Origin of the sequence: Flagellimonas sp. 389, assembly GCF_018449435.1 — a bacterium.
Taxonomy (GTDB): Bacteria; Bacteroidota; Bacteroidia; order Flavobacteriales; family Flavobacteriaceae; genus Flagellimonas.
The window spans coordinates 216,031-241,055 of the sequence record NZ_JAHCMU010000001.1 but is presented as its reverse complement, the minus strand read 5'-3'; the positions used below and the strand labels follow the sequence as shown (position 1 = coordinate 241,055).

The following is a 25,025-nucleotide window of genomic DNA, read 5'->3' as shown; positions in this document are numbered from 1 at the left end:
AACATTAGTTTGGTTTAGCCCAATCTTTTGAGGTTAAAATTGTATTTATCTCATAGCTGTTGTACTTAACATCAACATTAGCTTCGGGCGTTTCGATCATTTCTGTAAATGGAAGTAAAAGATTCCCTGTTTTTTTAAAATTGGACATCGTGGTAATTTCTTTTTGTCCATTTTTCAAGCTAAATGTTCCGAGCATTCTATAGGTTTCATTATTTATGGCATATCCTATAATGTTTTCTCCAATACCTAAAGCGATTACGGTAGTATCATCAGTCTCTTTGATTTCCTTGACCACGGTTTGTTGAAGTACTTTTTCCTGTAATCCTAATATTCCTGAAGAAAAACTAAACTGTAATTCTGCCACTCTTTCTTTCGGCATTTGCTGACTACGTCTGTTTTTGTAAACCCAACCTGTATTACCTTCCAGTTGTTCAACATATGGGAAAGAAGCATCAAGTGACTCTAAGCGTATAAATGATTTTTCCACATCCATTAAAGCTTTGAATGCTATTCCAGATATTACAAATTCGGTTTTAACCGTTTTTATGGCATCAATATATTTACCGCCATGGACCTGTTTTGTTTTCCGAAGAAGACTGAGTGCATCATCTTCTTTTCTTGTGGCTATAGTACTTTCATTGTGAAAACTACTTTCGTTTGCTGTTGAATTCTCAGCGTTACTTTCTTCTTCATCTCCATAAAAATAGATGTATCCATCAATAACGACCATGAAATCATCGGTCTCGCTACTATCATAAAAAAAACTGCTTTTTTCAACCTTTCCATTATCATAGGATAAAGTCAACAAGCCGTTCTTTATGGTGTACTTGCCTTTTTCGGCGTTGTCGCTACTTGTTCCTCCAGCAACATTGTTCCCGCTAACAATAACCGCTCCTGAGGTACTTTTGTTGAATGTACCATCGTCATAAAAATTAAATCCTTCATAATGCTGTGTGCCTACATAGGCCATACCCGTTCCCATACCTCCTGAACTACTGGTACTGGAAAAACTATAATATCCCGAGGGTACTTTGTTAGGCGGTTCCATTCGAATAACCTGAGTACCATAAAAATCGCCTATTAACTTATTGTCCTCAAAAGTGATAGTGTCATTTTCTATAGTATTGTCCACATATTCCATTATAATTTCACTTTCGGTCTCTTTATAACGACCATTTACCTTGGTTTGCCAATCTTTTTCATGGAGGTCTTCACAAAAAGTACCATCTTTTCTAAATAGAATCGTGTAGTCTACTCGCTCCATCTGCATAACAAATCTGATACCGACTCCTGCGTAAACAAAATCCGTATTGGTGCTTTGAGCGTTTAAGTGGGGGATGGCTACCAAGTAAAGGATTGCAAGGGCGGTGAGAAACGATTCTTTCATCATGGGGTTATCTATTAAAGAGGTAGGTCATTTGGTTTTGTACAAGATAGTAAAATCTAAAGTTCAAAATCTTCCTGTATAGTTATGAGAAAATTATTTTTTTGATGCCAGCTACTTATATCTTCAAATAGATTTTAGGTTCAACTCAATTTCTTAATTGGGATGGGGTGAAATCCTTATATTGGACTAGTGTTATTTCAACAATGATATGCTTTTAAGAGAAATGATATGAGTAGTAAAAATCGAAGGGTATTTTTAAAACGTATCGGTCAAGGAGCACTGGGATCTTTAACCTTACCGATGTTTGGCAATTCACTGTCCGAATATTGGAAAGCTGAAGGCTTAATGGAAGGGGATTATAGTTCGGAAGCCTACTGGGAGTTGGTCAAATCCCAATTTAGCATGGCTGAAGGACTTCATTATTTTAATAATGCTTCTCTTGGAGCTTCTGCCACTTCAATACGCCAGGCCACGCTCGAATTTAGAAATCTGTTAGATGGTTTTCCTTCAAAATACATGTGGGGCGGATGGCAAGAAGAAAAAGAACAAGTCAGAAAAAATGTTGCCAGTCTCTTTTCGGTGGATAAAGAGGAAATTGCCTTGATTCATAACACTACCGAGGGAATGAACCTTATTGCACGCAGCTTTGATTTACAAGCTGGTGATGAAGTAATTCTAGCAGACCATGAACATGCCAGCGGTACTATTCCTTGGGAAGTTTGGCAGGAGACGAAAGGAATAAAATTGGTCCGTCCAGAATTACCGATTCTTCCTAAAACGGTTTCGGAACTAACCGATGTTTACAAAAAAGCAATTACTTCCAAGACTAAAGTAATATCTATGTGCCATATGGTAAATACCAATGGTATGATGTTGCCCGTAAAAGAGGTCTCTAAAATAGCACATGATAACGGTATTTTGGTCGCTGTTGATGGAGCACAGTCTGCAGGAATGTTTAATATAGACCTGAATGAGTTGGGCTGTGATTTTTATGCAGCTAGCTCCCATAAATGGCTGTTTTCTCCAAAAGGAGTGGGAATCTTTTACGCAAAAAAAGAAAGTCAACACCACTTAAAACCTCTTATGGTGGCGAGGGGTCATACAGATGAAAGTATTCGGAGATTGGAAAATTACAACACCCGCAATCTACCCGAAGTTTTAGGTTTGGGTGCATCAATAGATTTTCATAATACGATAGGCGCTGAGGCAATTCATAAACGTAGCTACGAGCTTAAAGCATATTTCCGCTCCAAAATCGAGAACAATGATCATTTTACCATAAAAAGTCCAGTACTTGATCGCCTTTCTGCGGCGATTCAGGTGGTAGAGGTAAATGGAAAGGACGTTAAGGACATTAAGGAAAAACTTTGGGATACTTATGGAATCGATTGTAGGCCTATGTCGAGTCACGGTTTAAACGCACTACGGCTCTCTTTTGCCATTTACACTACCAAAAAAGACATTGATTATTTGGTGAACGCACTTGAGGAACTTGCAGTAAGTTAGTTTTGATTGCTTTACTTCAACCATTTTAAAAGCTTTTACGTTGATTTAATATTCTTAATATCAAGACATTGTTATTTTTAATGACATAATGAATAGCGTAATTGAATTTTTCAAATTGTAGTATTCGAATACTTTGATATTTAATTTGAAAGGATTGAGGGGTAGTTTTTAAAAACTGGAGTTGCTTTCCAAAACCCTTCAGAAACTCTCTTTCCAGATTTTTTGTTCTAAAAAAGCAATCTGCAAAACCAAGTTCAATCTGTGCTTCCTTTGAAATATCGACTTTATAGTCCATACTTTTTTTCTATCTCTTCGATGGGGTTGAATTGGACTTCTCCTTTTTCCAAACGGGAAAGCATGTCATCCATCATGATTGTATATTCTTCTGATGGTGATTCTAGCCTTCTCGCAGTTTCTTCAATAGTATATTCCAGGAAACTCTTCAAGGAGCGTTTTTGTTTTTTTGCTTCAGCTTCCAAAACACTTAGCGCATTCTCATCAAGATCAATTAATTTTCGAACTCTTTTCATAAAATATATATTTTATATATACAAAAATATAATTTTATAGCCAAGATTGCTTTTAAAAAAGTAAAAATCCATTACATTAGAGCATGTTTGCTTTAGTTGATTGCAATAACTTCTATGCCTCTTGTGAACGGGCTTTTCAGCCCCAATACAACAATGTTCCCATAGCCGTTTTATCCAATAATGATGGTTGCTTTATCTCTCGTAGTGATGAAGCCAAAAAACTTGGGTTGCCCATGGCTGCTCCAGCATTTAAGTATCGTAGGTTTTGTGAGGACAATGGTATAAAGGTCTTCTCATCCAATTATCCCTTATACGGTGATATGAGTAAAAGAGTAATGAATATTTTAAGTACGTTTACTCCAGACGTGGAAGTGTATAGCATTGATGAGGCTTTTTTGAAGTTTGAGGGATTTGATGACTATGATTTTGATGTGTACGGAAGAGAAATTCAGCATAAAGTGCAAAAAAGCACAGGAATCCCGATCAGTATAGGAATGGCACCTACAAAAGCGCTGGGCAAAGTCGCAAATAAAATAGCTAAAAAATTCAGGTCAAGGACAAATGGGGTATTTGTGATCAATACTAATGAAGAACGTGTAAAAGCATTAAAATGGACGAAGATAGAAACCGTTTGGGGAGTTGGTCACGGAAACCTGAAGCGGTTAAAATCCAAAAATGTAAAGACAGCTTACGATTTTACTCAATTGTCAGATGATTGGGTCAAAAAGCAAATGGCAATCATTGGATTACGTTTAAAAAAGGATTTAGAAGGAATTCCAACACTTGAGCTGGATGATGATACTAGAGATAGAAAAGCAATAGCTACGACACGGAGTTTTGAATACACGTACTCTGATATTGAGAATATCAAGGAGCGGATATCTACTTTTGCAGGTAGCTGTGCAGAAAAATTAAGAAGCCAGAATAGTAGTTGTAACCATATTGTTGTTTTTCTTAGGAGTAATAAGCATAAGAAAGATGAGCCACAACATAGAAATAGTGCTATCATTACCTTACCCTATGCTACAGATTCAAGCTTAACGATAAGCTCCTATGCAATAGAAGCAGTACGCTCAATTTATAAGCAGGGTATAAAATATAAAAAAGCAGGAGTAGTCGTTTCTGGCCTGGTTCCTACAAATGAAAGACAATTGGATTTGTTTTTATCTGAAGACCCCAAACACCACGAAATCATGAAAGTAATGGATAGTGTGAACGATAAGTATGGACATAAAGTTAAAATTGCAAACCAAGATTTAGAACGTACATGGAAAATGCGACAAGAGCACCTTTCCCCAAAGTACACGACCAATATTAACGACATTATTAGGGTGAAATGAGTTCAAGAAAAGTAGGTGAGACCAATGTATTGACTTTTTTCACTCCAGATAAAGGTAAAAATATAAATATTCCAATATCCAATAATACTGTCTCTGCAGGATTTCCTTCCCCTGCCGAAGATTTTAAGGAGAAACGTATCAGCTTAGATACTAGTTTAATTCATAATAAAGAAGCTACATTTTTTGCCAGGGTAAGTGGTAGGTCCATGATTGGAGCAGGTCTTGATGATGGGGATTTATTGGTGATAGATAGAAGCCTAGAGGCTGAGAACGGTAAAATAGCGGTTTGTTTTTTTGATGGTGAATTCACGGTAAAGCGACTTCAAATAGAAAAGGATTCTATTACGCTAATGCCTGAAAATAAAAAATATAAACCCATCAAAGTTCCCAAAGGGAGCGATTTGTTGATTTGGGGGATAGTAACCTACGTTATCAAAGCAGTCTAACTAGTTGTGATATCATCCAAACAAGTTGATACATCCAAATACTTTGCTATCTTTGCCACGTTGTGTTGGATTTCAATCTATATTTGATTGAAATCAGGTTGAAGCATCAAACGATGCTCACCAATGAAAGGCTTTCCATAAGGAAGGCTTTTTTTGTTAGTGACCATCAATTTCCCCAGAGCGCGTGCATCATGTAATGCAGAAGAGATGCGGCCAGTTTTGCAGTTTGGCCATCAATATCAAACTTTGGATTCATTTCTGCAATGTCCAGACTTATCAATTTCCCTGAACCAATAATAGTTTTAAGACATTCCAGTACAATCTCTGGTGTAAACCCCATGGGGGATGGCGCGCTTACTCCCGGTGCATAAGCGGAAGAAAATCCATCTAAATCTATGGTTACGTAAACCTTGTCCACATTTTTAATAAAGGCTTCTATCCACGTATTGATTTCATCCAAAAACTGCATCTGAAAAGTATCTGAAAGAATATAAGTTACATTCAAGTCTTTTGCTGTTTGAAAAAGCGTACGGTCGTTAGCATCTTTCCTAATCCCAAGGCACAAATAATTGAATGGAATATCCTCTCTTTTAGACTCTTTTGCGATTTGATAAAAGGGAGTGCCAGAGTTATTGTTGATTGTATTCTGACGGAGGTCAAAATGGGCATCAAAGTTTATGATACCGATAGTCTGTTTGTTATTCTCTGAATCTAAAAAGTTTTTTATGCCATGGTAATGACCATAAGCCATATCGTGACCGCCACCCAAAACAATAGGGAATTGTTTCTTTTCCAGAAGTGAAGCAACAGCTTTTGAAAGGGTCTCTTGAGCGGCTTCCATATTTTCGTCTTCACAGCTTATCGTGCCAGCATCATGTAATAACACAGTACTAGCGAGATGATTTGGAAACTTTCCCAAACTTCTTTTAATGACTTCGGGACCTTGTGCGGCTCCTATTCTACCTTGATTTCTTTTTACGCCCTCATCACAGGCATATCCCAATAATGCAATGGATTTTTTTGAGGGTTCAGAAATCTCAAGTAAAGGAACACACCGTACTTTTTCATGTAGGTACAGGTACTTATTGCTGACCCGCCCATGCCAAATGTCCTTATTTGGATTTGTATAGTATTTCATTATACATTAAAAAAGATGTTCCAATATATCGGGTTCGACTAGATTAGGTAAAGTTACCCTTAAATTAGGAGTACGTACCATTTCACGTTTTATGGCAAATATAGCCTCTTTGTTTCTGGCCCAACTTCTTCTCGAAATACCATTATTTACATCATAAAACAACATGCTTTTCAATTTACGGGAAGCCTCTTTCGAACCATCCAGGACCATCCCAAAACCTCCGTTCATGACTTCGCCCCAGCCAACACCACCACCATTATGGATGGAGACCCAAGTAGCGCCTCTAAAGCTATCGCCAATTACATTATGAATGGCCATATCTGCAGTAAATTTACTACCATCATATATATTACTGGTTTCTCTAAAGGGAGAGTCGGTGCCACTTACATCGTGATGATCACGTCCCAAGACCACTGGAGCCGAAATATCACCTTTGGAAATAGCGGTATTAAAAGCGTCTGCAATCTTGGCTCGGCCTTCGGCATCGGCGTATAAAATTCGAGCTTGCGAACCGACTACCAATTTGTTCTGTTCCGCCTCTTCAATCCATATAATATTGTCTTGCATTTGCTGCTGAATTTCTTCGGGTGCAGTAGTCTTGATTTCTTTCATGACTTCCAAAGCAATAGCATCGGTTCGCTGTAAATCTTTGGGATTGCCAGAAGCGCAGACCCATCTAAATGGGCCAAAACCATAGTCAAAACACATTGGCCCTAAAATATCCTGAACGTAAGATGGATATTTGAAATCGATATTGTTCTCAGCCATTACTTCCCCATTAGCACGGGAAACTTCCAATAAAAAAGCATTGCCATAATCAAAAAAGTAGGTGCCTTTTTTTGTGTGCTTGTTGATGGCATTTATTTGTCTTCGTAAAGACTCCTGCACTTGGTTTTTAAATTCGGATGGATTCTCAACCATCATTTCATTAGCCTTTTCAAAGGACAGGCCAACCGGATAATACCCTCCGGCCCAAGGATTGTGCAAGGAAGTTTGGTCTGATCCCAAGTGAACAAAAATATCCTCTTCATAAAATTCTTCCCAAACTTCAACAATATTACCTATGTAGGCCAATGACACTACTTCATGTTTAGCAATGGCTTCTTTGGTTCTTTTAACTAGCTCAGATATATCGGTCAACAACTCATCCACCCAACCTTGTTGGTGTCTTTTTTTAGCCGCTTCTGGGTTCACTTCGGCGCAAATAGTAATGCAACCTGCAATATTGCCAGCTTTGGGTTGGGCGCCACTCATGCCACCTAAACCTGCCGTTAAGAACACTTTTCCGTTGGGGGATTCATCTTTTTTCAATACTTTTCTAAAAGCGTTCATTACGGTAATGGCGGTACCGTGAACAATACCTTGCGGTCCAATATACATATAGGAGCCTGCTGTCATTTGTCCGTATTGTGTAACCCCTAGAGCATTGAATTTTTCCCAATCGTCAGGTTTGGAGTAATTGGGAATCATCATGCCATTGGTAACGATGACTCTTGGCGCTTCTTTGGAAGAGGGGAATAATCCCATGGGATGCCCCGAATAGATATGCAAGGTTTGTTCCTCCGTCATCTCACCCAAATATTTCATGGTCAACAAGTACTGCGCCCAGTTTTGAAATACGGCTCCGTTACCCCCATAGGTAATGAGTTCCTCAGGATGTTGCGCCACAGCGGGGTCAAGATTGTTCTGAATCATTAGCATAATTGCAGCGGCCTGTTTTGTTTTTGCTGGATATTCAGAAATAGGCCTAGCGTATAGCTTGTAGTTTGGTTTAAATCGATGCATATAAATTCTTCCATAACTATTAAGTTCATTGGCAAACTCTTTGGCCAATTCTACATGCCAATCCTTTGGAAAGTAGCGCAATGCATTTTGAACGGCCAGCTTTTTCTCATCTTTTGATAAAATATCCTTTCGTTTGGGAGCTGGATTGCCGTTTTTGGGATAGGGCCTTGGCGTTGGAAGCTGTTCAGGTATTCCCTGAAGGACTTGCGATTTGAATTCTTGAAGTTCCATATTAATTTCTTTCAAAAACTTGTTTCCCATTTTTCCAGACCATACTGGGTTTTAGCTGTCCTTGATGATAGGTTATTTCCTGATAGTTATCGGTTGGAAAAACAACAAAATCAGCAAGCTTGTTTGTTTCCAAAGCACCTCGGTCTGTCAAATTCAAAGCAGCACTTGCCCTAAAAGTAATCCCGGCCAGTACTTCCGCATTTGAGAGTTTTTCAAAGGTCCCTAGAATACTTGCTTGGGTGAACAAATGCCCCATTGGTGCCGAACCAGGATTATGGTCGCTAGCAATGGCCAAAGCTCCTCCTGCATCTAATAGCTTTCGGGCAGGGGTAAAGGCGCATCCTAAACCTAAGGAAGCTCCGGGTAATGCTGTAGAAATAACATTGCTGTTGGCCAACAACTGAATTTCATTTTCGGTGCTGGCTTCCAAATGATCAGCGCTTATGGCACCAAAATGTATGGCTACTTCACTTCCACTAGTCGTAAATTGATCCGCATGTACCGTTATATCAAACCCCATTGCCTTTGCTTTCCTAAAATAGGGGGCTATCTCCAATGCTGAGAATGCACTTTCCTCAATAAAGGCGTCAATCCGATTGCTAAGCCCTTCAGATTTTAAAATGGGGAACAGTTGTGTGGCAATTTCCTCTAGGTAATTTTTGTTGCTATTCCAATCTTTTGGTTTCATATGGGCGGCCAAACATGTTGCTATTAGATCTGCTTGTGTTTTTTTCTCTGCTTGTTTGATGGCCCTTAGCATTTTGAGTTCTTCATCAATAGAAAGGCCATAACCACTTTTTACTTCTATCGTTGTTGTACCATTTTCTAAATGGGTTTTGCTTCTTGAGATAATGCCTTCAATCAAATCCTCTTGAGAAGCTTTGCGAGTTTGTGTCACAGTGTCCCATATGCCGCCTCCGGCTTTGGCAATTTCCAGATAAGTCTTTCCAGAATTTCTATAAGCATAATCTCTAGCTCGCGAACCACCAAAACAGATATGTGTATGGGAATCTACAAATCCCGGAAGGCAAACATGTTGTCCTTCAATATGGTGGGTGTCGACCGCATCGGACTTTAAATCCTCAAAATTACCAACAGCTTTGATTTTTTCTTCGGAAACAAGAATGCCTCCTTGCTCAATGATGACCAATTGGTCATCTGATAGAGCTCCTTTAAGTGGTAAACCTGACATTGGAAGCAGTTGTGTAAATGGACCTATTAATAGTGGTTTGCTCATGAGTTAGTATGTTTCAAATTCTTCTAGATAAGGGGTGTTCCATTGAAGGTTTTTTGCTGTCATGGTTTTTTCCACTAGCGCAATAATTTCACCTTTTTGGATAGTTTCTATTCCTTTTTCAATATCATCAGCAAAAACGCGGTCACTATCTGCGAAGGAAACTTTGGTTCTTATGAATTTATGAATTTCATCCAATACAATACCTGATTTTAAAGGTTTTCTAAATTCAAAGGCTTGCGCGGCAGTCAATAGTTCAATAGCCAATATCTTCTCCACATTTTCAATAATCTGAAGTGCTTTTCTCCCACTTATTGATCCCATGCTCACATGGTCTTCTTGTCCTAAAGAGGTTGGGATACTATCCGCGCTCGCCGGAAAACACAGACTTTTATTTTCACTGGCTAATGCTGCTGTAGTGTACTGTAAAATCATGTATCCAGAATTGATTCCGGTATCTTCCATTAATAATTTGGGTACTCCTGGACTATTTCCTTCCAGTGCCAAATAGATTCTTCGGTCCGAAATGCTCCCTAATTCTGAAGCTGCCAGTGCAGCGTAGTCCAAAGCCATGGCCAAGGGCTGTCCGTGAAAATTGCCACCGCTAATGGTTAATTCATCATTAATGATTACTGGGTTGTCGGTAACGGAGTTTAGCTCAACTTCCAACAATTCTTTTAAGTGCAACCATGTATTTCTAGATGCGCCATGCACTTGAGGCATACAACGAAGCGAATAAGGATCTTGAACACGTTCACAGTCGATATGGTCTTCCAAAATTTCGGAACCTTGGAGCAGTGTTCGTATTCTCCCGGCCACATGTTGGTTTCCTTTAAAAGGTCGAAGTGCATGCAATTCCTCATGGAAAGGTCTCATGGAACCTTGAAGTCCTTCCAACATCATAGCCCCAATAATATCGGCATGTCTAAGACAATATTGAAGTTTTTGCAAGACCATTACACCATGTGCAGCAATGAATTGTGTGCCATTTATTAACGCCAAGCCCTCCTTTGGCCCAAGTTCCAAAGGTTGAAGCCCAGTTTTTTTGAATAATTGCTCCGTGGTGATGGTTTCACCGTTGTAATTTACCTTGCCCAGTCCTATTAGTGGAAGAAATAAATGAGAAAGAGGAGCCAAGTCTCCAGATGCTCCCACAGAACCTTGTGATGGAACTACCGGAATGGCATCATGCTCCAAATGCCAGAGCATTCGATTAATTGTAGCAACTGCAATACCGGAATATCCTTTAGCTAGCGCATGGATTTTTAAGATGAGCATTAGTTTGGCAAGTACTTTGGATATGGGCTTGCCAACTCCAACACTATGGCTTTGTAAAATATTGGACTGAAGAATTTTAGTATCCTCCTTGGAAATCTTGGTATTACATAGAGGTCCAAATCCCGTATTGATTCCATAAACGGTGTCTCCCTTGGCAACAATATTTTGAACCCGAAGATTACTCTCTTCTATTTTCTTGAGATAATCTGCGGATAGTATTCCTTTGACCGAACCTTTGGCAATGCCTAAAGCAATGCTCGCTGTTAGATAATGTTCGCCAAAATGAAATGTTTTGGGTAGTTCCATAAACTTAACTTGAGATTTATAAAGGTAGCATGTGTTATTAATAATTACTAATACTTATTTTTGTAGTATTTAATAACTATGAATTATCAAATAGAATTAAGACATTTCATTTATTTTTTGGCCGTGGCGGAAGAATTGCATTATCGTAAGGCAGCAGAAAGACTATTTATATCCCAACCTGGGGTAAGCACGCAGATCAAACAGATGGAAGGAATCCTCCAAACACAACTATTCATTAGAGATAAGAAAAAAGTTAGGCTAACACCAGCAGGGGAATTTTTAAAAGGAGAAGTAGAGTTTATACTGAACCATTTGGAGCAGACCAAAAAACAATTAAAACTTATTGGCGAAGGGCATTTAGGTGAGATTAGAATTGGATTTTTGGGTTCTGCAATGCAAAATGTCATTCCAAATTTACTGTTGGACTTAAAAGAAAATTTTCCCTTTATACATACCAGCCTTGAAGAGCTCTCGAACAGGGCACAGATACCTGCAATTCTTAGCGACAAATTGGATTTAGGGTTTGTACGATTGTCAAGAGTGCCAAAAGGACTAAAACTAAAACCTGTTTTTGAGGATACTTTTTCGTTGGTTCTGCCTAAAGACCATCCATTAGACATGAAAGGATTTAAAAATATTGGTCAAGTTGCAACGGACGATTTTATTCTTTTCTCACAAGACTATAGTCCGCAATATTATGATACAGTTTTGAGCATTTGTGAAGATGCTGGTTTCACGCCCAATGTTTCCCATAAATCGGTTCATGCACAAACTGTTTTTAAATTGGTGGAAAACAAGTTGGGTATAGCCATAGTTCCTACGGCCTTGCAATATGGGTTTCAAATGAAGGTTAAGTTTATTGAATTGGAGCAGATTGAGCAGCGGGCTGTTTTATCAATGGTATGGAAAGAGGACAATCGAAACCCAGCATTGAAAAATTGCATGGATTTACTATTAAAGTTGTAGCACGAAAACGTTTCAAGATGTAACTTTGAGAGACGTATAAAAGTAGGGTTATGATATTTGATTTAATTAAGAAGAGACGAAGTGTTTTTCCAGCACAATATAACGATAGACCTATCGAAAAGGAAACTGTTGAGCGACTTTTGGAGGCTGCAAATTGGGCACCTACCCATAAAAAAACCGAACCATGGCGGTTCAAGGTTGTAATGAGAGAGAAAAAGGTGGCATTAGGAAAATTTCTGTCGGATAAATACCAAGAAATAGATTCAAAACCAAAGCAGATAAAAATAAGAAAACTACAAGAAAACCCAGCTCGATCGGGTGCGGTAATTGCCATTTGTATGCAGCGTGACCCTAATGAAAGTTTGCCAGAATGGGAAGAGTTGGCCGCCACTGCCATGGCCGTACAGAATATGTGGCTGTGCTGCACAGAAATGGGCTTGGGATGCTATTGGAGTTCTCCTGGCCTCATTACGTATATGGATGAATTCTTTGATTTAAACGATGGGGAAAAATGTCTTGGATTTTTATATATGGGGTATTATGATGATGCCATACCTCCTTCAAGCCGAACCCCGATTGAAGATAAGGTGGAGTGGTTGTGATCTTTTTGTGGTTTTACAGAAGTGTTTATCTAAGATTAACTGAAGTCTAGGTTGTAGTTCATAACGAATTTTTAAAAAAATCCAGTGCTAGTTTCAACGTTTCTTCGTGTATTTTCTTTCTGCTGACGGTAGGTTTGTCAATCGTTATTTCTGGTGCTATATCTTTCCCAAATGTTGTAGGCTCATTCAAAAACACATAATGATTTACATCTTCATTGAATAGATGTATTTGGCTGGTTTTGATTAACCGATTGTACTTTTCGGCATTGTTTTTTATGGGTGTGTTTGTATCGCCTTTTCCTGCTACGATAAAAATAGGTGCTGTAATTTTTTCTGTTTGCGCTGTGGAATGGAACCCAAAACCAATTGCTGGCGCCATTACAAAAAAAGCCTTGATTCTATCATCTTTTACTAGGTTTCTGTATTTATTGTAAGATGAAACGATAAGACTGTCATTTTCAAAATCTATGATTTCGTCCGTTTTTGGAAATTCGGCAGGCATTTCCCTTTCCTCGGAGTTTTCATCTTCTCTAACTGTTCTATCTACATAACCACCTGCCAACGCGATATTTGTATAGCCCCCTAAGGAAAAACCAACTCCCCCTATTCGCGAAGTGTCTATTTTTGTTCCAATTTCTCGGTCTTCAAGAATGTTTGTCAGCACAAATTGAACATCAATAGCTCTTTCCCACCATTTTACGAATTCTCGGGGTATTTTATTGAAAGTTGAATTCCCGTAGTGGTCTAGTGAAACAACAATATACCCCTCTTTTACCATTCTTTCTATGAACCAAGTCAATGAAAACCTGTTGCCTCCCGTTCCGTGCGAAACCAATAGTAACGGAAACTTCTCATTGGGAATCGTTGCGTTCGGAATTGTTCTGATAGTTTTAAAAAGCTCTTTTCGGTTTTCTTTTGGTTCTTTTTTGGTCAATGTATCCAAAGTGGGATACCATATTTCCGTTAGTAACGGTCTGTTTCTTGATTCGTCCACATACGTTATTGATTTTTGACCTATGTTAAAGGATTTTTCTTTTTGTTGTGTGCAGGAAAATAATATAGTTATTAGTAGTAAAACTAGCTTAGTGTTTTTCATTTGTTGGTTTGTCAGTTGCATCTAAAGACAAATGAAAAATAGTATTGTTACGTTTTTTAAAGTATAATTTTTGCCGAAAGCATATGTGTAGTTCTTTCAACTCGTTACTACTCCATAGACTGAGTGGTCATTTAAAAAGTAAATAGAGGAGTTCTGTACTCCCAAACCTTTACCACAAAAATCCCCAAGTAAATTACAGCCAACATAAATTTTAGAAAGGTGCCCGTGAGAAACCCAATAAATGAACCAAACGCAGCTTTTAGTGCAGTTTTCTTATCGGCTTTATTGATGAGTTCACCAACCAGTGCGCCTACAAAAGGCCAGATGATAATACCAAATATGCCCAAAACTGGAAAAAAGATAGCTACCAACAAGCCAATTACCGTACCTATCATCCCTGCCTTGCTACCACCAAATTTTTTGGTGCCCATCGCTGGGATGATGTAATCTAATATAAATACCAAAACTGCTACAGCAGCAGTAATGCCCAAAACCCACCAATCATCAGGAACTGCTTTGGTAAGATAGAGTAATAATAGACCGACCCAGCTTATGGGCGGTCCAGGTAATACGGGCAGAAAACTGCCCAGTATGCCGACAAGCATGAAAACAAACCCCAGAACAAGTAAAGCAATATCCATAATCCAGATTTACCAATAAGACAAAATTAAGGATCTAATGTTACAAGGAATATTTAAAATAAATTTAGTTTTTAACTAAAAAAATAGTTTAAACTAAAATTTTAGTTATATTTGTTTTATATAAAACTAAAAACTTAGTTCAATAATGAAACAGCTTACTAAAGCAGAAGAGGAAGTAATGCAGCTGTTGTGGCGATTGGAAAAATGTAACGTAGCCGCTATAATCGATGAATTGCCAGAACCCAAACCAGCATACAATACGGTATCCACCATAGTGCGGATATTGGAGGACAAGGGATTTGTAGATCATGAAAAAGTTGGAAAAGGCCATTTGTATTTTCCTTTAGTAAAGAAGTCCGATTACAGCAATCAATCCATCAATAAACTGGTAGATGGCTATTTTCAAGGTTCTTTTAAAAGTATGGTTTCCTTTTTTATGCAGAAAAATGACATTAGTCTATCTGAATTGGAAAGTATTATGAAACAAATAAAGGACGGGGAAGAATGATACAGTATTTTTTAGAGTGTTTGGTATTTCAATTGGTTTTTTTGTTGATCTATGACCTGTTTTTAAAATGGGAAACTTTTTTTCAATGGAACAGGGTGTATTTGATAGCTACGTATGTGCTATCGATTGTGTTGCCTTGGATTACGATCGAGGCATTTAAAACAACCGTTCCTGAGGAATTTTCAAATTACACACAATTTGTATTTCAACTTAATGAGATACAAGTAGGAACAACTGATACTGAAGCTGCTTTTCTCTCTCCAGCAGAATGGGGATATCTTATTTTCTTTATAGGGGTCTTGTTTATGACATTTTGGTTCGGATTTAAACTATTTCGTTTATATCGTTTGCGACAAACAGGAGCGGTTAGCTATCATACGAATTACACTAAAGTTGTGGTGGACAAAAGTGAACTTGCCTTTTCCTTCTTCAAGTACATTTTTTTAGGAGCAAAAGTTTCTAAAGAAAACACCCCAACCATTATTGCCCATGAACTTGTTCATATTGAGCAGAAGCATTCGTTGGATTTACTGTTCTTTGAATTGATGCGTATTATTTCTTGGTTCAATCCCTTGGTGTATCTCTATCAAAAAAGAATTGCTGAACTGCATGAGTTCATTGCCGATTCAGAAGTATCCAAGCACAATAAAAAAGAGCAGTACCAAATATTGTTATCTGAAGTGTTTCAAACCCAAAACATCAGTTTTGTCAATCAATTTTTTAAAAAATCATTAATCAAAAAGCGAATAGTCATGTTACAAAAATCAAAATCAAAACGAATTTATCAGTTAAAGTATCTGTTTTTGCTACCTATTATTATGGGAATGTTGTTATATACCTCATGTGAAAACGGGACAGGTGAAAAGAACAGTATTGAAAGCTCAATTGAAAAGAAAGGCAATGAGACCTTTCTGGTGGTGGAAGATTTAAATGCAATGACCGAAGACGAAAAGAATAGGCAAGAGGAACTGACAGATGAATTGATGAAAACGAATGTTGCGCAAACCTTAATAGCGGAAGATGGTAGTAATTCCGTAAAGATTTATATAGATGAAGGTAAGATACAGAAAATGGAGGTAGAAAAAGATGATGCTACAATGCGCGCATCTCAAACTTCTAAAAGTTCGGTTCCATTTGGGGAAATTGATGAAGTCCCAATATTTAGGGGATGTGAAGGAGCTACGGATACGAGATTATGTTTTATGGAAAAAATACAAACGCATATTAAGAAGTACTTTTATTACCCGGAAGAAGCACAAAATAAAGGTGTCGAAGGGCGTGTTCATGTTATTTTTACAATAACGGAAGAAGGCTTTGTTGAAGACATAAGAACAAGAGGTCCCGATAAAATACTAGAGGATGTGGTTACGGATATTATTTCGAAATTACCAAGAATGCAACCAGGAAAGAGTAATGGACAGCATGTAAGTGTCCCTTTTTCCATTCCCGTAACGTTTAAGCTACAGTAACACCTTTACAGGAAACATATATTCTGTTTGGTGGCAATTTTGAATCAAACCCAAAGAGTACTCTTTGGGTTTTACGTTTTACTTTGAAGGCGGATTCTTCAAAAAATCGTAATTTCAGCCAAATATTTGGGGCTGTATGCGGAAGTTTTTAGTGTTATGTTTTTTTGGTTTGCTTGCCTCTTGCGAACTGTTTACCTCAAAAGAAGATAAGACCCAAGAGATTGTCAATAAAGAACTCTTGGAAATCGACTGGAACGATGTTGACCAGTATCCACTTTTTGAAAAGTGTGATGAAACCGCAACAAAGCAAGTACAAAGAGATTGTTTCCAAAGTGTGATGATGGAGTATTTTACCAAGGCCATGGATGGACTTCAATTTCAAGTAGAAAGGGACTTGAACGATACGACCTATATTGACTTTTTAATCGATGAACATGGATTTATCACGATATTGAATGTTGAGGAAAACACGGAAATACTTAATGAAATAGGTGATTTTAATACAAAAGTATCCAACAGGTTAAATGATTTAACGACCGTAGCTCCAGCATTAAAAAGAGGGATACCCGTTGCGTTAAAATTTAGGCTTCCCATAGTTCTAAATACCAATTGAAAAATTTGGCCACAGAAAAGATTATTTTAGGAATTGACCCAGGTACGACGGTTATGGGTTTTGGGATTATCAAGGTAGTCAACAAACAGATGCATTTTGTTCAGATGAACGAATTAATGCTCAAAAAGTATAGCGATCCCTATACTAAGTTAAAACTGATCTTTGAGCGGACCTTGGAACTTATCGATACATTCCATCCAGATGAGATTGCCATTGAAGCCCCTTTTTACGGAAAAAATGTACAGTCCATGCTCAAATTGGGTCGTGCACAAGGCGTGGCCATGGCCGCAGGACTCTCTAGACAGGTTCCTATAACGGAATACATGCCAAAAAAGATCAAAATGGCCATTACAGGAAATGGAAATGCAACCAAAGAACAGGTGGCCAAAATGCTTCAAAGTATGCTAAAGTTGAAAACATTGCCCAAAAATCTGGATAGCACGGATGGACTTGCCGCTGCAGTCTGTCATTTTTATAATGAAGGAAGGGTTGAAGTTGGCAAACATTATACTGGATGGGATGCTTTCGTGAAGCAGAATCCGAAGAAGGTACAATGAGCAATGAGCAATGAACAATGAGCAATGAGCAATGAACAATGAACAATGAGCAATGAGCAATGAGCAATGAACAATGAGCAATGAACAATGAGCAATGAACAATCACTTATTTATTAATGAACGATGCGAGTAAGTAATGAAGGATAACCCACTTGCGCAGAAATCTTATGAATTTGCCTTGAAAATCGTGAGATTGTATAAAAATCTTGTTGCCGATAAAAAGGAATACGTATTATCCAGACAGTTATTGAAATCGGGCACTTCAATCGGTGCGAATATTTCTGAAGGCAATGGAGCAATTTCAAAAGCTGATTTTTCCGCAAAGATATCTATTGCCTACAAGGAAAGTTTAGAAACTAAGTATTGGTTGTCGTTACTTCGAGATTCAGGATATATACCTAAAGAAAAAGCAAATCAACTTATAATTGAAGCGGACGAGCTATCAAAAATTATGTTTTCGATACTCAAGACAACAAGAATTGGAAAATGATAACTTCCCTTTGTTAATTGATAATTGCACATTGATAATTGAGAATGAGCGGAATCTACATCCATATCCCTTTCTGCAAACAGGCGTGCCACTATTGTGACTTTCATTTCTCCACTCAAATGAGAAAGAAAGAAGCAATGGTCAAGGCACTTCAGAAAGAAATGGAATTACGCAAGGATGAGTTTAAGAATGAATTGGTAGAGACCATTTATTTTGGAGGTGGTACCCCTTCTGTTCTTACAATGGTTGAGATAAATGATTTGATAAAAACGGTATATGCGAACTATACCGTGGTTGAAAACCCAGAAATTACTTTAGAGGCAAACCCAGACGACTTAACGGAGGACAAAATTCTAGAATTGAACCAAAGCCCAATTAATAGATTGAGTATTGGAATTCAGTCCTTTTTTGATGAGGATTTAAAATTGATGAACAGAGCGCATTCATCTAACGAGGCAATTCAATCATTGTCTAGGGCAACACGTTATTTTAAGAATATTTCCATTGATTTGATTTACGGAATTCCGGGTATGGACAACAAAAGATGGCAGGCAAGTATCGACAAAGCCCTCTCTTTTGGGCTTCCCCATATTTCCAGTTATGCATTAACCGTAGAACCCAGAACTGCATTAAAAAAGTTTATAGAAAAAGGAATTGTGGATGCTGTAGATGATAATCAAGCACAGGAACAGTTTCATATTTTGGCAGATACTCTAGAAGCGCATGATTTTGTCAATTATGAGATTTCCAATTTTGGTAAGGAGGGTTTCTTTTCCAAAAACAATACCTCATATTGGAAAGGGAAAAAATATATTGGAATAGGCCCATCGGCACACTCTTTTGATGGGAAAAGGAGAGGTTGGAACATCAGAAATAACATAAAATATATAAAAGCCCTACAGCAAGGGGAACTTCCGTTAGAGATTGAGACGCTTACCAAAAAAGATCGGTATAACGAATATGTAATGACAGGTTTGCGAACTATTTGGGGTGTTTCTTTAAATAGAGTGCAGGAAGATTTTGGAATCAAATATCTAGAATACCTGAACCAACAATCCGAAAAATATATAGCAAAGCACTTACTTTTTATGGACGGGAAAAAACTAATCGCTACTAAAAAAGGAAAGTTTCTGGTCGATGGGATTGCCTCTGATTTATTTATGATTAATTTGGAATCATGATTGCAAACATAAAACATGGTTCCAGAAATTTTAAGATAGATCTATCCAAACCATTGGATATTTCAATTCCGTTAATTGGTACGGATGCCAATGTAAATGCTTGGTATCTGCCTCCCCCTAAAATTGAACCACATCAAGAAGATGATTTTATCGGAAAAGTTTCCGAAGGGGCAGCCGTTAATTTTAATAACATTTGGTTTAACCCCCACTCACATGTGACGCATACCGAATGTCTGGGCCATATTACTGCCGACTTTCATTCCGTAAATCAAAACCTAAAGCAATTTTTTTTCTTGGCAGAAGTAATTACGGTCGCTCCAGAAAAATTAGGGGATGATATGGTGATATCGGAAAAACAGCTCAAATATGCTTTGGGGAACAAAAAAAGGGAAGCTTTGATCATAAGGACCATTCCAAATTTGGAAAACAAGCGTTCTATGCAGTATTCCAATACAAATCCTCCGTATCTGTTAGAGGAAGCGATACATTTTTTAGTCAAAAAAGGAATCATGCATTTGCTCATAGACCTTCCGTCGGTTGACAAAGAAAAAGATGGAGGAGCACTTCTGGCACATCATGCATTTTGGAATATAAAGGAACAACCAAGGCAGAATGCCACAATTACAGAATTCATATTTGTTCCCAATAGTATAGATGATGGTTGCTATTTTCTAAACCTTCAAGTGGCACCTTTTGAAAACGATGCCAGTCCAAGTAGGCCTGTATTATATAAGATTATGGAATAAAAAGTTAACGGCAATCTTCATATATTTAAAAAATGGATAGCATAATAGAAGCTTTTTTAGGGTTGGTTCTGGGAGCAATACTTATGTATTGGTTGTTTTCTATTTTTAGAAAGAAAAAGAACAAAGAAATCACGGAACAGCAGTCTACAGTGTTATTGGATAAGATAAAAAGTGTTTGCAAATTGGTTTCCGTAGAAGGGGATTTTGCTGAAATCTATCATTACGAGAATACCAAAGAACGTTTTATGAGTCTTTTGAGCAGTAAGAAAAAGGCTTTGATAGTCGTGAAAGCAAAAGCGCATATTGGGTATGACCTAAAGAAATTGGACCTAAAAGCTGATAATAAGAACAAGAGAATCATTCTTGCTAATTTTCCAGAACCCGAAGTTTTATCCATTGAGCCCGACCTCCAATTTTACGATATAAAAAATGGACTCTTTAATAGTTTCTCCCCAGATGATCTTACTAAATTAAATTTGGAAGCAAAAGACCACATAAAGCAGAAAATACCAGAAAGTGGATTGATGGAAACTGCAAAAAAAGAAGCATTGCAAGCTGTATTATTGGTGGAGAAAATTGTAGAGACCATAGATTGGACATTGGATTACTCAGCTTTGGAAATCACAAACAGAGAAAAACAATCAATTGAAGAATAGAAACATTATGAAAAGAGGAATTATTACTATATTACTGATGATAAGCTTTATGGCAACCAGTTTTGCTCAAGTTGAAGATACTATGAGAACATTTGACCCTGCCTTTTCCCATACCGTCTTTTTTTGGCTTAAAAATCCAGAAAGTAGTAAAGACAAGGCGCAGTTTGAAACGTCTTTGAAAACGTTCCTTCAAAACTCTAAGTATGCTAAGACAAATTTTATAGGTACGCCACCTACTGCCACAAGAGATGTCGTTGATGGTTCATTTACGTATTCATTGATCGTAACCTTTGAGTCTGCTGAAGCTCAAGAAGGATATCAGAAAGAAAAAGCACATCTTATTTTTATTGAAGAATGCAAGGACCTTTGGGAGAAAGTTATTGTATACGATTCTCAAGGTATTTAAAATGAATATAGAAGAACTAAGAGATTATTGTATTCAAAAGAAAGGGGTGACAGAAGAGTTTCCTTTTGATGAGATTACTTTGGTTTTTAAGGTAATGGGCAAAATGTTCGCTTTGATGGCATTGGAAAGAATGCCTCCCCAATGTAATTTAAAATGTGATCCGGAAAAGGCAATAACACTAAGGGAAGAGTATGATGGGGATATAATTCCAGGATACCACATGAGCAAAAAACATTGGAATACGTTACTATTGAATAACCTGCCACCAAACTTGATTATGGAATTAGTAGATCATTCCTACGATTTGGTAGTTTCAAAATTGACCAAGAATTTAAAAGAACAATTGGCTACTTTATAGATAGATTTGATCAAAAAATCAATTATTTATCGTATGATGTATACCATTCACCGATAGTTTTTCCTAATTTAACGCAATTGTAATCTTTTTCTTAATGTGTTTTTGGATTTTTGTATACTAAACGATAAAAGTTATGAATGTTCTGTTCATAGAAGATGATATGATAGAAACCATGAAATTGCAGCGTGCGATTTCTAAGTTTCAGTCTAAGCACAAAATCGTTGAGGCTAAAAATGGAGAAGAAGCCTTAGCTTTATTAAAGACAGGTAGCTTACCTGATATCGTTTTGCTTGATCTTAATATGCCAAGAATGAGCGGAATAGAATTTCTTTCCATTTTAAAAGCTGATGACAAACTCAAGTTCCTTCCTATTATAATCCTTACCACATCGGAAAATCGTGTGGATTTGTTAAAGTGTTTTGAGATTGGAATCGCAGGATATATCATAAAACCTTTAAAATATGAGGATTACGAGTCAAAACTCAGAAAAGTTTTTGATTATTGGGAGATTAGCGAACTAATCAAAGCCTAACAAAAAAACTGATTTCACAACATAATTTTTAATATCAGGTAGTGTAATTCCTACTTTTAGGTCATAATATCTTGTTATGAAAGGAATTGTATTCACCGAATTCTTGGAAATGGTCGAATCTATTTATGGATTGGAGACCGTTGATTCCCTGTTGGAGAATTGTGATCTTCCCTCTGGTGGGGCCTATACTTCTGTAGGAACTTACGATTTTAATGAAATGGTAAGCTTAATCGCTGAATTAAGTACAGTAAAAGAAATTTCCCAAGAGAATCTATTGTATTCCTTTGGGCATCACCTTTTTGTTGGTCTAGTGGAAGCACATCCAGATGTGGTCTCGAGCTACAGAACGCCATTGGGACTTCTTAATAGCATAGAAGATCATATTCATATCCATGTAAAAAAGCTCTATCCAGACGCTGAACTCCCTCAATTCAAGGTGCTTTCAAAAACAGACAATTCCCTGGAAATGATTTATAGTTCATCCAGAGGCCTTTATGCACTGGCGCATGGACTTATTGTGAGAACATTTGAACACTTTGAAAAAATAGTAAAGGTTGATTATAAACTAATGAATGAAAACGGAACAGAAGTCAAGTTTGCGATTGTCCAACACGGATAGTAACGAACTTTCCATATTAAAGCGTGCACTTGTACGGGAGAAGAAAGCCCGTAAAACTGCTGAGAGTTTGCTGGAAAGTAAAGCAAAAGAACTCTATGATGCTTCTTTGCACTTAAAAGAAGCGAACAGTCGTTTAGAAACTTTATTGAATGATGGAGGTACACGTATAGACAATGCCTTTGTTAATATTATTGACCCATATGTGGTGATGGATATGATGTCCAATGTCATAAATATGAACACTTCTGCAAAGGAATTTCTTGGATATGATCATACCAAGGAAAAAATATGTCTTCAAGACTTGGTTCATCAAGACTATCTGGAATATACCGCAGAATCGTTTCAGACGCTTATGCAGGTCGGAATCTTAAAAAATTATACTGCCAAAATACTGACAAAGTCCCAAGAAGAAAAATTTGTAAATATCAACGCAAGTCTTGTTTATAATAAAGATGGAAATCCAATAGCTGCTCAAGGTGTTATAAGAGATATTACCCAAGAAGTAGAGATAAGAAAACTTCTAGAAAACCAGAAAAAGCAACAAGACATTATTGTTGAGAATTCTTCTTTGGGAATATTATTGATCGTCAAAGAAAGAATCATAAAAGCCAATAAATCATTCATTGACCTTTTGGGGTATTCAGAAGTAGAGTTGAAAAAGATGACTATCAACGATATTTCATCATTGGAGGACAGTAGCCTTTATAAGGACTTGCTACAGAAAAGCTTGGAAAGCGATACCAAAAAATTCTCCATAGTTAGAAAATTCTATAAGAAGAACGGTGAGACACTTTATGGAAAAACATCCATGAGTTCCGTATTGGATGCAAATGGGGACATAGAATATAGTGTTGCCATGATAGAGGATATCACCTATGAGAAAATTTCGGAAGAAAAGGTAAGAGCTTCAGAAGAAAGATTGATGAGTTTGATAAAAAACCTACAAACAGGAATTTTATTGGAAGATCAGAATAGGAAAATAGTTTTGGCCAATCAAAAATTCTGCAACCTTTTTGATATTCCAGTTTCACCACATGTGTTAAAGGGACTCAATGGTGAGAAATCCATCCATAAGTATAAAAAACTATTCTTAGAGCCAGATACCGCCATCCGACGTATAAACTATGTCATAGATAAAAAGGAAGCGGTAACTGCTGACGAGATGGAGCTTTTGGACGGAAGAACATTCGAGCGTGATTATATTCCGTTGTTCAATAATGGAGAGTATCAAGGACACTTATGGAGTTACAGTGACGTAACGTTGCGAAAAAACTATAGAAAGAACCTAGAAGTTCAGAAAGAGAAGTACGGGAGTATTATTGCAAATATGAACTTAGGTCTGGTTGAAGTTGATAGCAATGGCAACATCCTAATGGTCAATCAAAGTTTTAGTGATATGGTGGGCTATTCCGCCGGTCAATTAATCGGGAAGAATTTTAACAAGGCCGTACCTCTTGTGGATGATGAAACAGAGGAACTAAAATTGCATAACAAAAATCATGAGGGAGGTATTTCTGACTCTTATGAAATAGCTGTAAAAGTAGGTAATGGGGAAAAGCGGTTTTGGTTGGTAAGTGGAGCTCCAAGATACGATGATGCCGGTAATGTAATAGGCTCTATTGGAGTTCATTTGGATATCACTGATCAAAAAAACCTAGAGCTTCAAAAAGAGAGTTTGTTACGCGAACTGGAATCCAGTAACAAAGGACTACAGGAGTATGCGCATATTGTTTCACATGACTTAAAATCACCATTGCGAAGCGTAAGCGCACTGGCCACATGGCTTTATGATGATTATAAAGACTCTTTGGACGAAAGCGGACGTTACAATCTAAAGATGATGCAGGAGAAAATTGAAGGAATGGACAAACTCATCAGTGGGATTTTAAAATATTCTACGGTTAATAATGACGTTTTGGACCATACCGAAGTTGACGTAAACGAAGTAATCCAAGAAATAAAGGAAATCATTTACATCCCTGAGAACGTTACGATTAAAACCAAAAAGAAGTTACCGCTAATTAAAGCGGACAAGACCAAGATTCACCAACTGTTCCAGAACTTTTTGAGTAACGCTGTGGTCAATATCGATAAAAAGAAAGGCCTGGTGGAGGTAGATTGTAAGGAACACTCCAAGTATTGGGAATTCAGCATAAAAGATAATGGAGTAGGTATACCAAAAGAGTATCATGAAAAGATTTTTCAAATTTTTCAGTCTATTGGAAATAACGAAAGGTCGACCGGAATAGGATTGTCCATAGTTAAAAAAATTATTGACAGATATAATGGAAATGTTTGGTTGGAAAGTGAAATAGGAGAAGGAACAACGTTTTTCTTCACTTTAAAGAAAGAGCTTAACATTAAGAAATAATATAAAAAAACACAAAGGAACCTAAAATTACCT

Annotated in this window: 27 protein-coding genes; 18 read left to right on the top strand and 9 right to left on the bottom strand. The window is 37.4% G+C overall.

Going from position 1 to position 25,025, the window contains the following annotated elements; genetic code table 11:
• Positions 1-4: 4 nt before the first annotated feature.
• A complete protein-coding gene (locus KIM67_RS01090) occupies positions 5-1,390 on the bottom strand; it encodes a hypothetical protein (protein WP_213829529.1) in 1,386 nt (461 codons plus the stop codon).
• Between the two features lie 225 nt (positions 1,391-1,615).
• Here KIM67_RS01090 and KIM67_RS01085 point away from each other — a divergent pair, with 225 nt between their 5' ends.
• Positions 1,616-2,893, top strand: coding sequence for an aminotransferase class V-fold PLP-dependent enzyme (locus KIM67_RS01085; RefSeq protein WP_213829528.1), 1,278 nt, complete (start codon positions 1,616-1,618; stop codon positions 2,891-2,893).
• A 25-nt stretch (positions 2,894-2,918) separates the two neighbouring features.
• Here KIM67_RS01085 and KIM67_RS01080 read toward each other — a convergent pair whose 3' ends face one another.
• Complete coding sequence (locus KIM67_RS01080) at positions 2,919-3,188, bottom strand: hypothetical protein (RefSeq protein ID WP_213829527.1); 270 nt, start codon at positions 3,186-3,188, stop codon at positions 2,919-2,921.
• Positions 3,178-3,423, bottom strand: a complete 246-nt coding sequence (locus tag KIM67_RS01075; protein ID WP_213829526.1) for a hypothetical protein — start codon at positions 3,421-3,423, stop codon at positions 3,178-3,180. The genes KIM67_RS01080 and KIM67_RS01075 overlap by 11 nt, the downstream gene beginning before the upstream one ends.
• Positions 3,424-3,506: 83 nt before the next feature.
• Here KIM67_RS01075 and KIM67_RS01070 point away from each other — a divergent pair, with 83 nt between their 5' ends.
• Complete coding sequence (locus KIM67_RS01070) at positions 3,507-4,763, top strand: Y-family DNA polymerase (protein ID WP_213829525.1); 1,257 nt, start codon at positions 3,507-3,509, stop codon at positions 4,761-4,763.
• Positions 4,760-5,209, top strand: coding sequence for a LexA family transcriptional regulator (locus KIM67_RS01065; RefSeq protein WP_213829524.1), 450 nt, complete (start codon positions 4,760-4,762; stop codon positions 5,207-5,209). Before KIM67_RS01070 ends, KIM67_RS01065 begins: the two co-directional genes overlap by 4 nt.
• Before the next feature lie 166 nt (positions 5,210-5,375).
• Here KIM67_RS01065 and hutG read toward each other — a convergent pair whose 3' ends face one another.
• The 4 genes from hutG to hutH are packed head-to-tail and all read right to left on the bottom strand — an operon-like array spanning position 5,376 to position 11,181.
• The gene (hutG, locus tag KIM67_RS01060; protein ID WP_213829523.1) at positions 5,376-6,347 is read right to left on the bottom strand and encodes a formimidoylglutamase; all 972 of its coding nucleotides are present in this window, start codon (positions 6,345-6,347) and stop codon (positions 5,376-5,378) included.
• Between the two features lie 6 nt (positions 6,348-6,353).
• On the bottom strand, positions 6,354-8,363 hold the full coding sequence (locus tag KIM67_RS01055) for a urocanate hydratase (protein ID WP_213829522.1): 2,010 nt from the start codon (positions 8,361-8,363) through the stop codon (positions 6,354-6,356).
• A 1-nt stretch (position 8,364) separates the two neighbouring features.
• On the bottom strand, positions 8,365-9,600 hold the full coding sequence (gene hutI / locus KIM67_RS01050) for an imidazolonepropionase (protein WP_213829521.1): 1,236 nt from the start codon (positions 9,598-9,600) through the stop codon (positions 8,365-8,367).
• Positions 9,601-9,603: 3 nt separating this feature from the next.
• Complete coding sequence (gene hutH / locus KIM67_RS01045) at positions 9,604-11,181, bottom strand: histidine ammonia-lyase (RefSeq protein WP_213829520.1); 1,578 nt, start codon at positions 11,179-11,181, stop codon at positions 9,604-9,606.
• Positions 11,182-11,259: 78 nt separating this feature from the next.
• On the opposite strand from hutH, the gene KIM67_RS01040 reads away from it, so the two are divergent.
• Positions 11,260-12,147, top strand: coding sequence for a LysR family transcriptional regulator (locus tag KIM67_RS01040; RefSeq protein ID WP_213829519.1), 888 nt, complete (start codon positions 11,260-11,262; stop codon positions 12,145-12,147).
• Between the two features lie 50 nt (positions 12,148-12,197).
• Positions 12,198-12,749 carry a nitroreductase gene (locus tag KIM67_RS01035; protein ID WP_213829518.1) on the top strand — a complete coding sequence of 184 codons (552 nt, stop codon included), beginning with the start codon at positions 12,198-12,200 and terminating at the stop codon, positions 12,747-12,749.
• 58 nt (positions 12,750-12,807) lie between these two features.
• On the opposite strand, the gene KIM67_RS01030 is transcribed toward KIM67_RS01035, so the two are convergent.
• A complete protein-coding gene (locus tag KIM67_RS01030) occupies positions 12,808-13,845 on the bottom strand; it encodes a hypothetical protein (RefSeq protein ID WP_213829517.1) in 1,038 nt (345 codons plus the stop codon).
• Between the two features lie 131 nt (positions 13,846-13,976).
• Positions 13,977-14,486 (bottom strand): DUF456 domain-containing protein, encoded by a 510-nt coding sequence (locus KIM67_RS01025; RefSeq protein WP_213829516.1) that lies wholly within the window; start codon positions 14,484-14,486, stop codon positions 13,977-13,979.
• Positions 14,487-14,631: 145 nt separating this feature from the next.
• Here KIM67_RS01025 and KIM67_RS01020 point away from each other — a divergent pair, with 145 nt between their 5' ends.
• The 13 genes from KIM67_RS01020 to KIM67_RS00960 all read left to right on the top strand — a co-directional run bounded on the left by KIM67_RS01020 (position 14,632) and on the right by KIM67_RS00960 (position 24,992).
• Positions 14,632-14,994, top strand: a complete 363-nt coding sequence (locus tag KIM67_RS01020) for a BlaI/MecI/CopY family transcriptional regulator (RefSeq protein ID WP_213829515.1) — start codon at positions 14,632-14,634, stop codon at positions 14,992-14,994.
• Entirely contained in the window at positions 14,991-16,463 is a 1,473-nt protein-coding gene (locus KIM67_RS01015; protein ID WP_213829514.1) for a M56 family metallopeptidase, read from the top strand. Before KIM67_RS01020 ends, KIM67_RS01015 begins: the two co-directional genes overlap by 4 nt.
• 136 nt (positions 16,464-16,599) lie before the next feature.
• On the top strand, positions 16,600-17,076 hold the full coding sequence (locus tag KIM67_RS01010; RefSeq protein WP_213829513.1) for a hypothetical protein: 477 nt from the start codon (positions 16,600-16,602) through the stop codon (positions 17,074-17,076).
• A gap of 5 nt (positions 17,077-17,081) precedes the next feature.
• Entirely contained in the window at positions 17,082-17,633 is a 552-nt protein-coding gene (ruvC, locus tag KIM67_RS01005; RefSeq protein WP_213829629.1) for a crossover junction endodeoxyribonuclease RuvC, read from the top strand.
• A 136-nt stretch (positions 17,634-17,769) separates the two neighbouring features.
• A complete protein-coding gene (locus KIM67_RS01000; RefSeq protein ID WP_213829512.1) occupies positions 17,770-18,123 on the top strand; it encodes a four helix bundle protein in 354 nt (117 codons plus the stop codon).
• 44 nt (positions 18,124-18,167) lie between these two features.
• Positions 18,168-19,304, top strand: coding sequence for a radical SAM family heme chaperone HemW (gene hemW / locus KIM67_RS00995; protein WP_213829511.1), 1,137 nt, complete (start codon positions 18,168-18,170; stop codon positions 19,302-19,304).
• Positions 19,301-20,050, top strand: coding sequence for a cyclase family protein (locus tag KIM67_RS00990; protein ID WP_213829510.1), 750 nt, complete (start codon positions 19,301-19,303; stop codon positions 20,048-20,050). The genes hemW and KIM67_RS00990 overlap by 4 nt, the downstream gene beginning before the upstream one ends.
• A 32-nt stretch (positions 20,051-20,082) precedes the next feature.
• The gene (locus KIM67_RS00985; protein WP_213829509.1) at positions 20,083-20,706 is read left to right on the top strand and encodes a DUF4230 domain-containing protein; all 624 of its coding nucleotides are present in this window, start codon (positions 20,083-20,085) and stop codon (positions 20,704-20,706) included.
• A 7-nt stretch (positions 20,707-20,713) separates the two neighbouring features.
• On the top strand, positions 20,714-21,112 hold the full coding sequence (locus tag KIM67_RS00980) for a Dabb family protein (RefSeq protein ID WP_213829508.1): 399 nt from the start codon (positions 20,714-20,716) through the stop codon (positions 21,110-21,112).
• 1 nt (position 21,113) lies between these two features.
• Complete coding sequence (locus KIM67_RS00975) at positions 21,114-21,470, top strand: MmcQ/YjbR family DNA-binding protein (RefSeq protein WP_213829507.1); 357 nt, start codon at positions 21,114-21,116, stop codon at positions 21,468-21,470.
• Positions 21,471-21,603: 133 nt separating this feature from the next.
• Positions 21,604-22,002 carry a response regulator gene (locus tag KIM67_RS00970; RefSeq protein WP_163416646.1) on the top strand — a complete coding sequence of 133 codons (399 nt, stop codon included), beginning with the start codon at positions 21,604-21,606 and terminating at the stop codon, positions 22,000-22,002.
• A gap of 76 nt (positions 22,003-22,078) precedes the next feature.
• Positions 22,079-22,621: a heme NO-binding domain-containing protein gene (locus KIM67_RS00965; RefSeq protein ID WP_213829506.1), complete on the top strand. Its 543-nt coding sequence runs from the start codon at positions 22,079-22,081 to the stop codon at positions 22,619-22,621.
• Positions 22,575-24,992 carry a PAS domain-containing sensor histidine kinase gene (locus KIM67_RS00960; RefSeq protein WP_213829505.1) on the top strand — a complete coding sequence of 806 codons (2,418 nt, stop codon included), beginning with the start codon at positions 22,575-22,577 and terminating at the stop codon, positions 24,990-24,992. Before KIM67_RS00965 ends, KIM67_RS00960 begins: the two co-directional genes overlap by 47 nt.
• Positions 24,993-25,025 lie beyond the last annotated feature (33 nt).

What these genes read in the sequence shown, in the direction of transcription:
- KIM67_RS01090 (WP_213829529.1), bottom strand. Translation starts at nt 1,390, where the DNA reads ATGATGAAAGAATCGTTTCTCACCGCCCTTGCAATCCTTTACTTGGTA.
- KIM67_RS01085 (WP_213829528.1), top strand. Translation starts at nt 1,616, where the DNA reads ATGAGTAGTAAAAATCGAAGGGTATTTTTAAAACGTATCGGTCAAGGA.
- KIM67_RS01080 (WP_213829527.1), bottom strand. Translation starts at nt 3,188, where the DNA reads ATGGACTATAAAGTCGATATTTCAAAGGAAGCACAGATTGAACTTGGT.
- KIM67_RS01075 (WP_213829526.1), bottom strand. Translation starts at nt 3,423, where the DNA reads ATGAAAAGAGTTCGAAAATTAATTGATCTTGATGAGAATGCGCTAAGT.
- KIM67_RS01070 (WP_213829525.1), top strand. Translation starts at nt 3,507, where the DNA reads ATGTTTGCTTTAGTTGATTGCAATAACTTCTATGCCTCTTGTGAACGG.
- KIM67_RS01065 (WP_213829524.1), top strand. Translation starts at nt 4,760, where the DNA reads ATGAGTTCAAGAAAAGTAGGTGAGACCAATGTATTGACTTTTTTCACT.
- hutG (WP_213829523.1), bottom strand. Translation starts at nt 6,347, where the DNA reads ATGAAATACTATACAAATCCAAATAAGGACATTTGGCATGGGCGGGTC.
- KIM67_RS01055 (WP_213829522.1), bottom strand. Translation starts at nt 8,363, where the DNA reads ATGGAACTTCAAGAATTCAAATCGCAAGTCCTTCAGGGAATACCTGAA.
- hutI (WP_213829521.1), bottom strand. Translation starts at nt 9,600, where the DNA reads ATGAGCAAACCACTATTAATAGGTCCATTTACACAACTGCTTCCAATG.
- hutH (WP_213829520.1), bottom strand. Translation starts at nt 11,181, where the DNA reads ATGGAACTACCCAAAACATTTCATTTTGGCGAACATTATCTAACAGCG.
- KIM67_RS01040 (WP_213829519.1), top strand. Translation starts at nt 11,260, where the DNA reads ATGAATTATCAAATAGAATTAAGACATTTCATTTATTTTTTGGCCGTG.
- KIM67_RS01035 (WP_213829518.1), top strand. Translation starts at nt 12,198, where the DNA reads ATGATATTTGATTTAATTAAGAAGAGACGAAGTGTTTTTCCAGCACAA.
- KIM67_RS01030 (WP_213829517.1), bottom strand. Translation starts at nt 13,845, where the DNA reads ATGAAAAACACTAAGCTAGTTTTACTACTAATAACTATATTATTTTCC.
- KIM67_RS01025 (WP_213829516.1), bottom strand. Translation starts at nt 14,486, where the DNA reads ATGGATATTGCTTTACTTGTTCTGGGGTTTGTTTTCATGCTTGTCGGC.
- KIM67_RS01020 (WP_213829515.1), top strand. Translation starts at nt 14,632, where the DNA reads ATGAAACAGCTTACTAAAGCAGAAGAGGAAGTAATGCAGCTGTTGTGG.
- KIM67_RS01015 (WP_213829514.1), top strand. Translation starts at nt 14,991, where the DNA reads ATGATACAGTATTTTTTAGAGTGTTTGGTATTTCAATTGGTTTTTTTG.
- KIM67_RS01010 (WP_213829513.1), top strand. Translation starts at nt 16,600, where the DNA reads ATGCGGAAGTTTTTAGTGTTATGTTTTTTTGGTTTGCTTGCCTCTTGC.
- KIM67_RS01000 (WP_213829512.1), top strand. Translation starts at nt 17,770, where the DNA reads ATGAAGGATAACCCACTTGCGCAGAAATCTTATGAATTTGCCTTGAAA.
- hemW (WP_213829511.1), top strand. Translation starts at nt 18,168, where the DNA reads ATGAGCGGAATCTACATCCATATCCCTTTCTGCAAACAGGCGTGCCAC.
- KIM67_RS00990 (WP_213829510.1), top strand. Translation starts at nt 19,301, where the DNA reads ATGATTGCAAACATAAAACATGGTTCCAGAAATTTTAAGATAGATCTA.
- KIM67_RS00985 (WP_213829509.1), top strand. Translation starts at nt 20,083, where the DNA reads ATGGATAGCATAATAGAAGCTTTTTTAGGGTTGGTTCTGGGAGCAATA.
- KIM67_RS00980 (WP_213829508.1), top strand. Translation starts at nt 20,714, where the DNA reads ATGAAAAGAGGAATTATTACTATATTACTGATGATAAGCTTTATGGCA.
- KIM67_RS00975 (WP_213829507.1), top strand. Translation starts at nt 21,114, where the DNA reads ATGAATATAGAAGAACTAAGAGATTATTGTATTCAAAAGAAAGGGGTG.
- KIM67_RS00970 (WP_163416646.1), top strand. Translation starts at nt 21,604, where the DNA reads ATGAATGTTCTGTTCATAGAAGATGATATGATAGAAACCATGAAATTG.
- KIM67_RS00965 (WP_213829506.1), top strand. Translation starts at nt 22,079, where the DNA reads ATGAAAGGAATTGTATTCACCGAATTCTTGGAAATGGTCGAATCTATT.
- KIM67_RS00960 (WP_213829505.1), top strand. Translation starts at nt 22,575, where the DNA reads ATGAAAACGGAACAGAAGTCAAGTTTGCGATTGTCCAACACGGATAGT.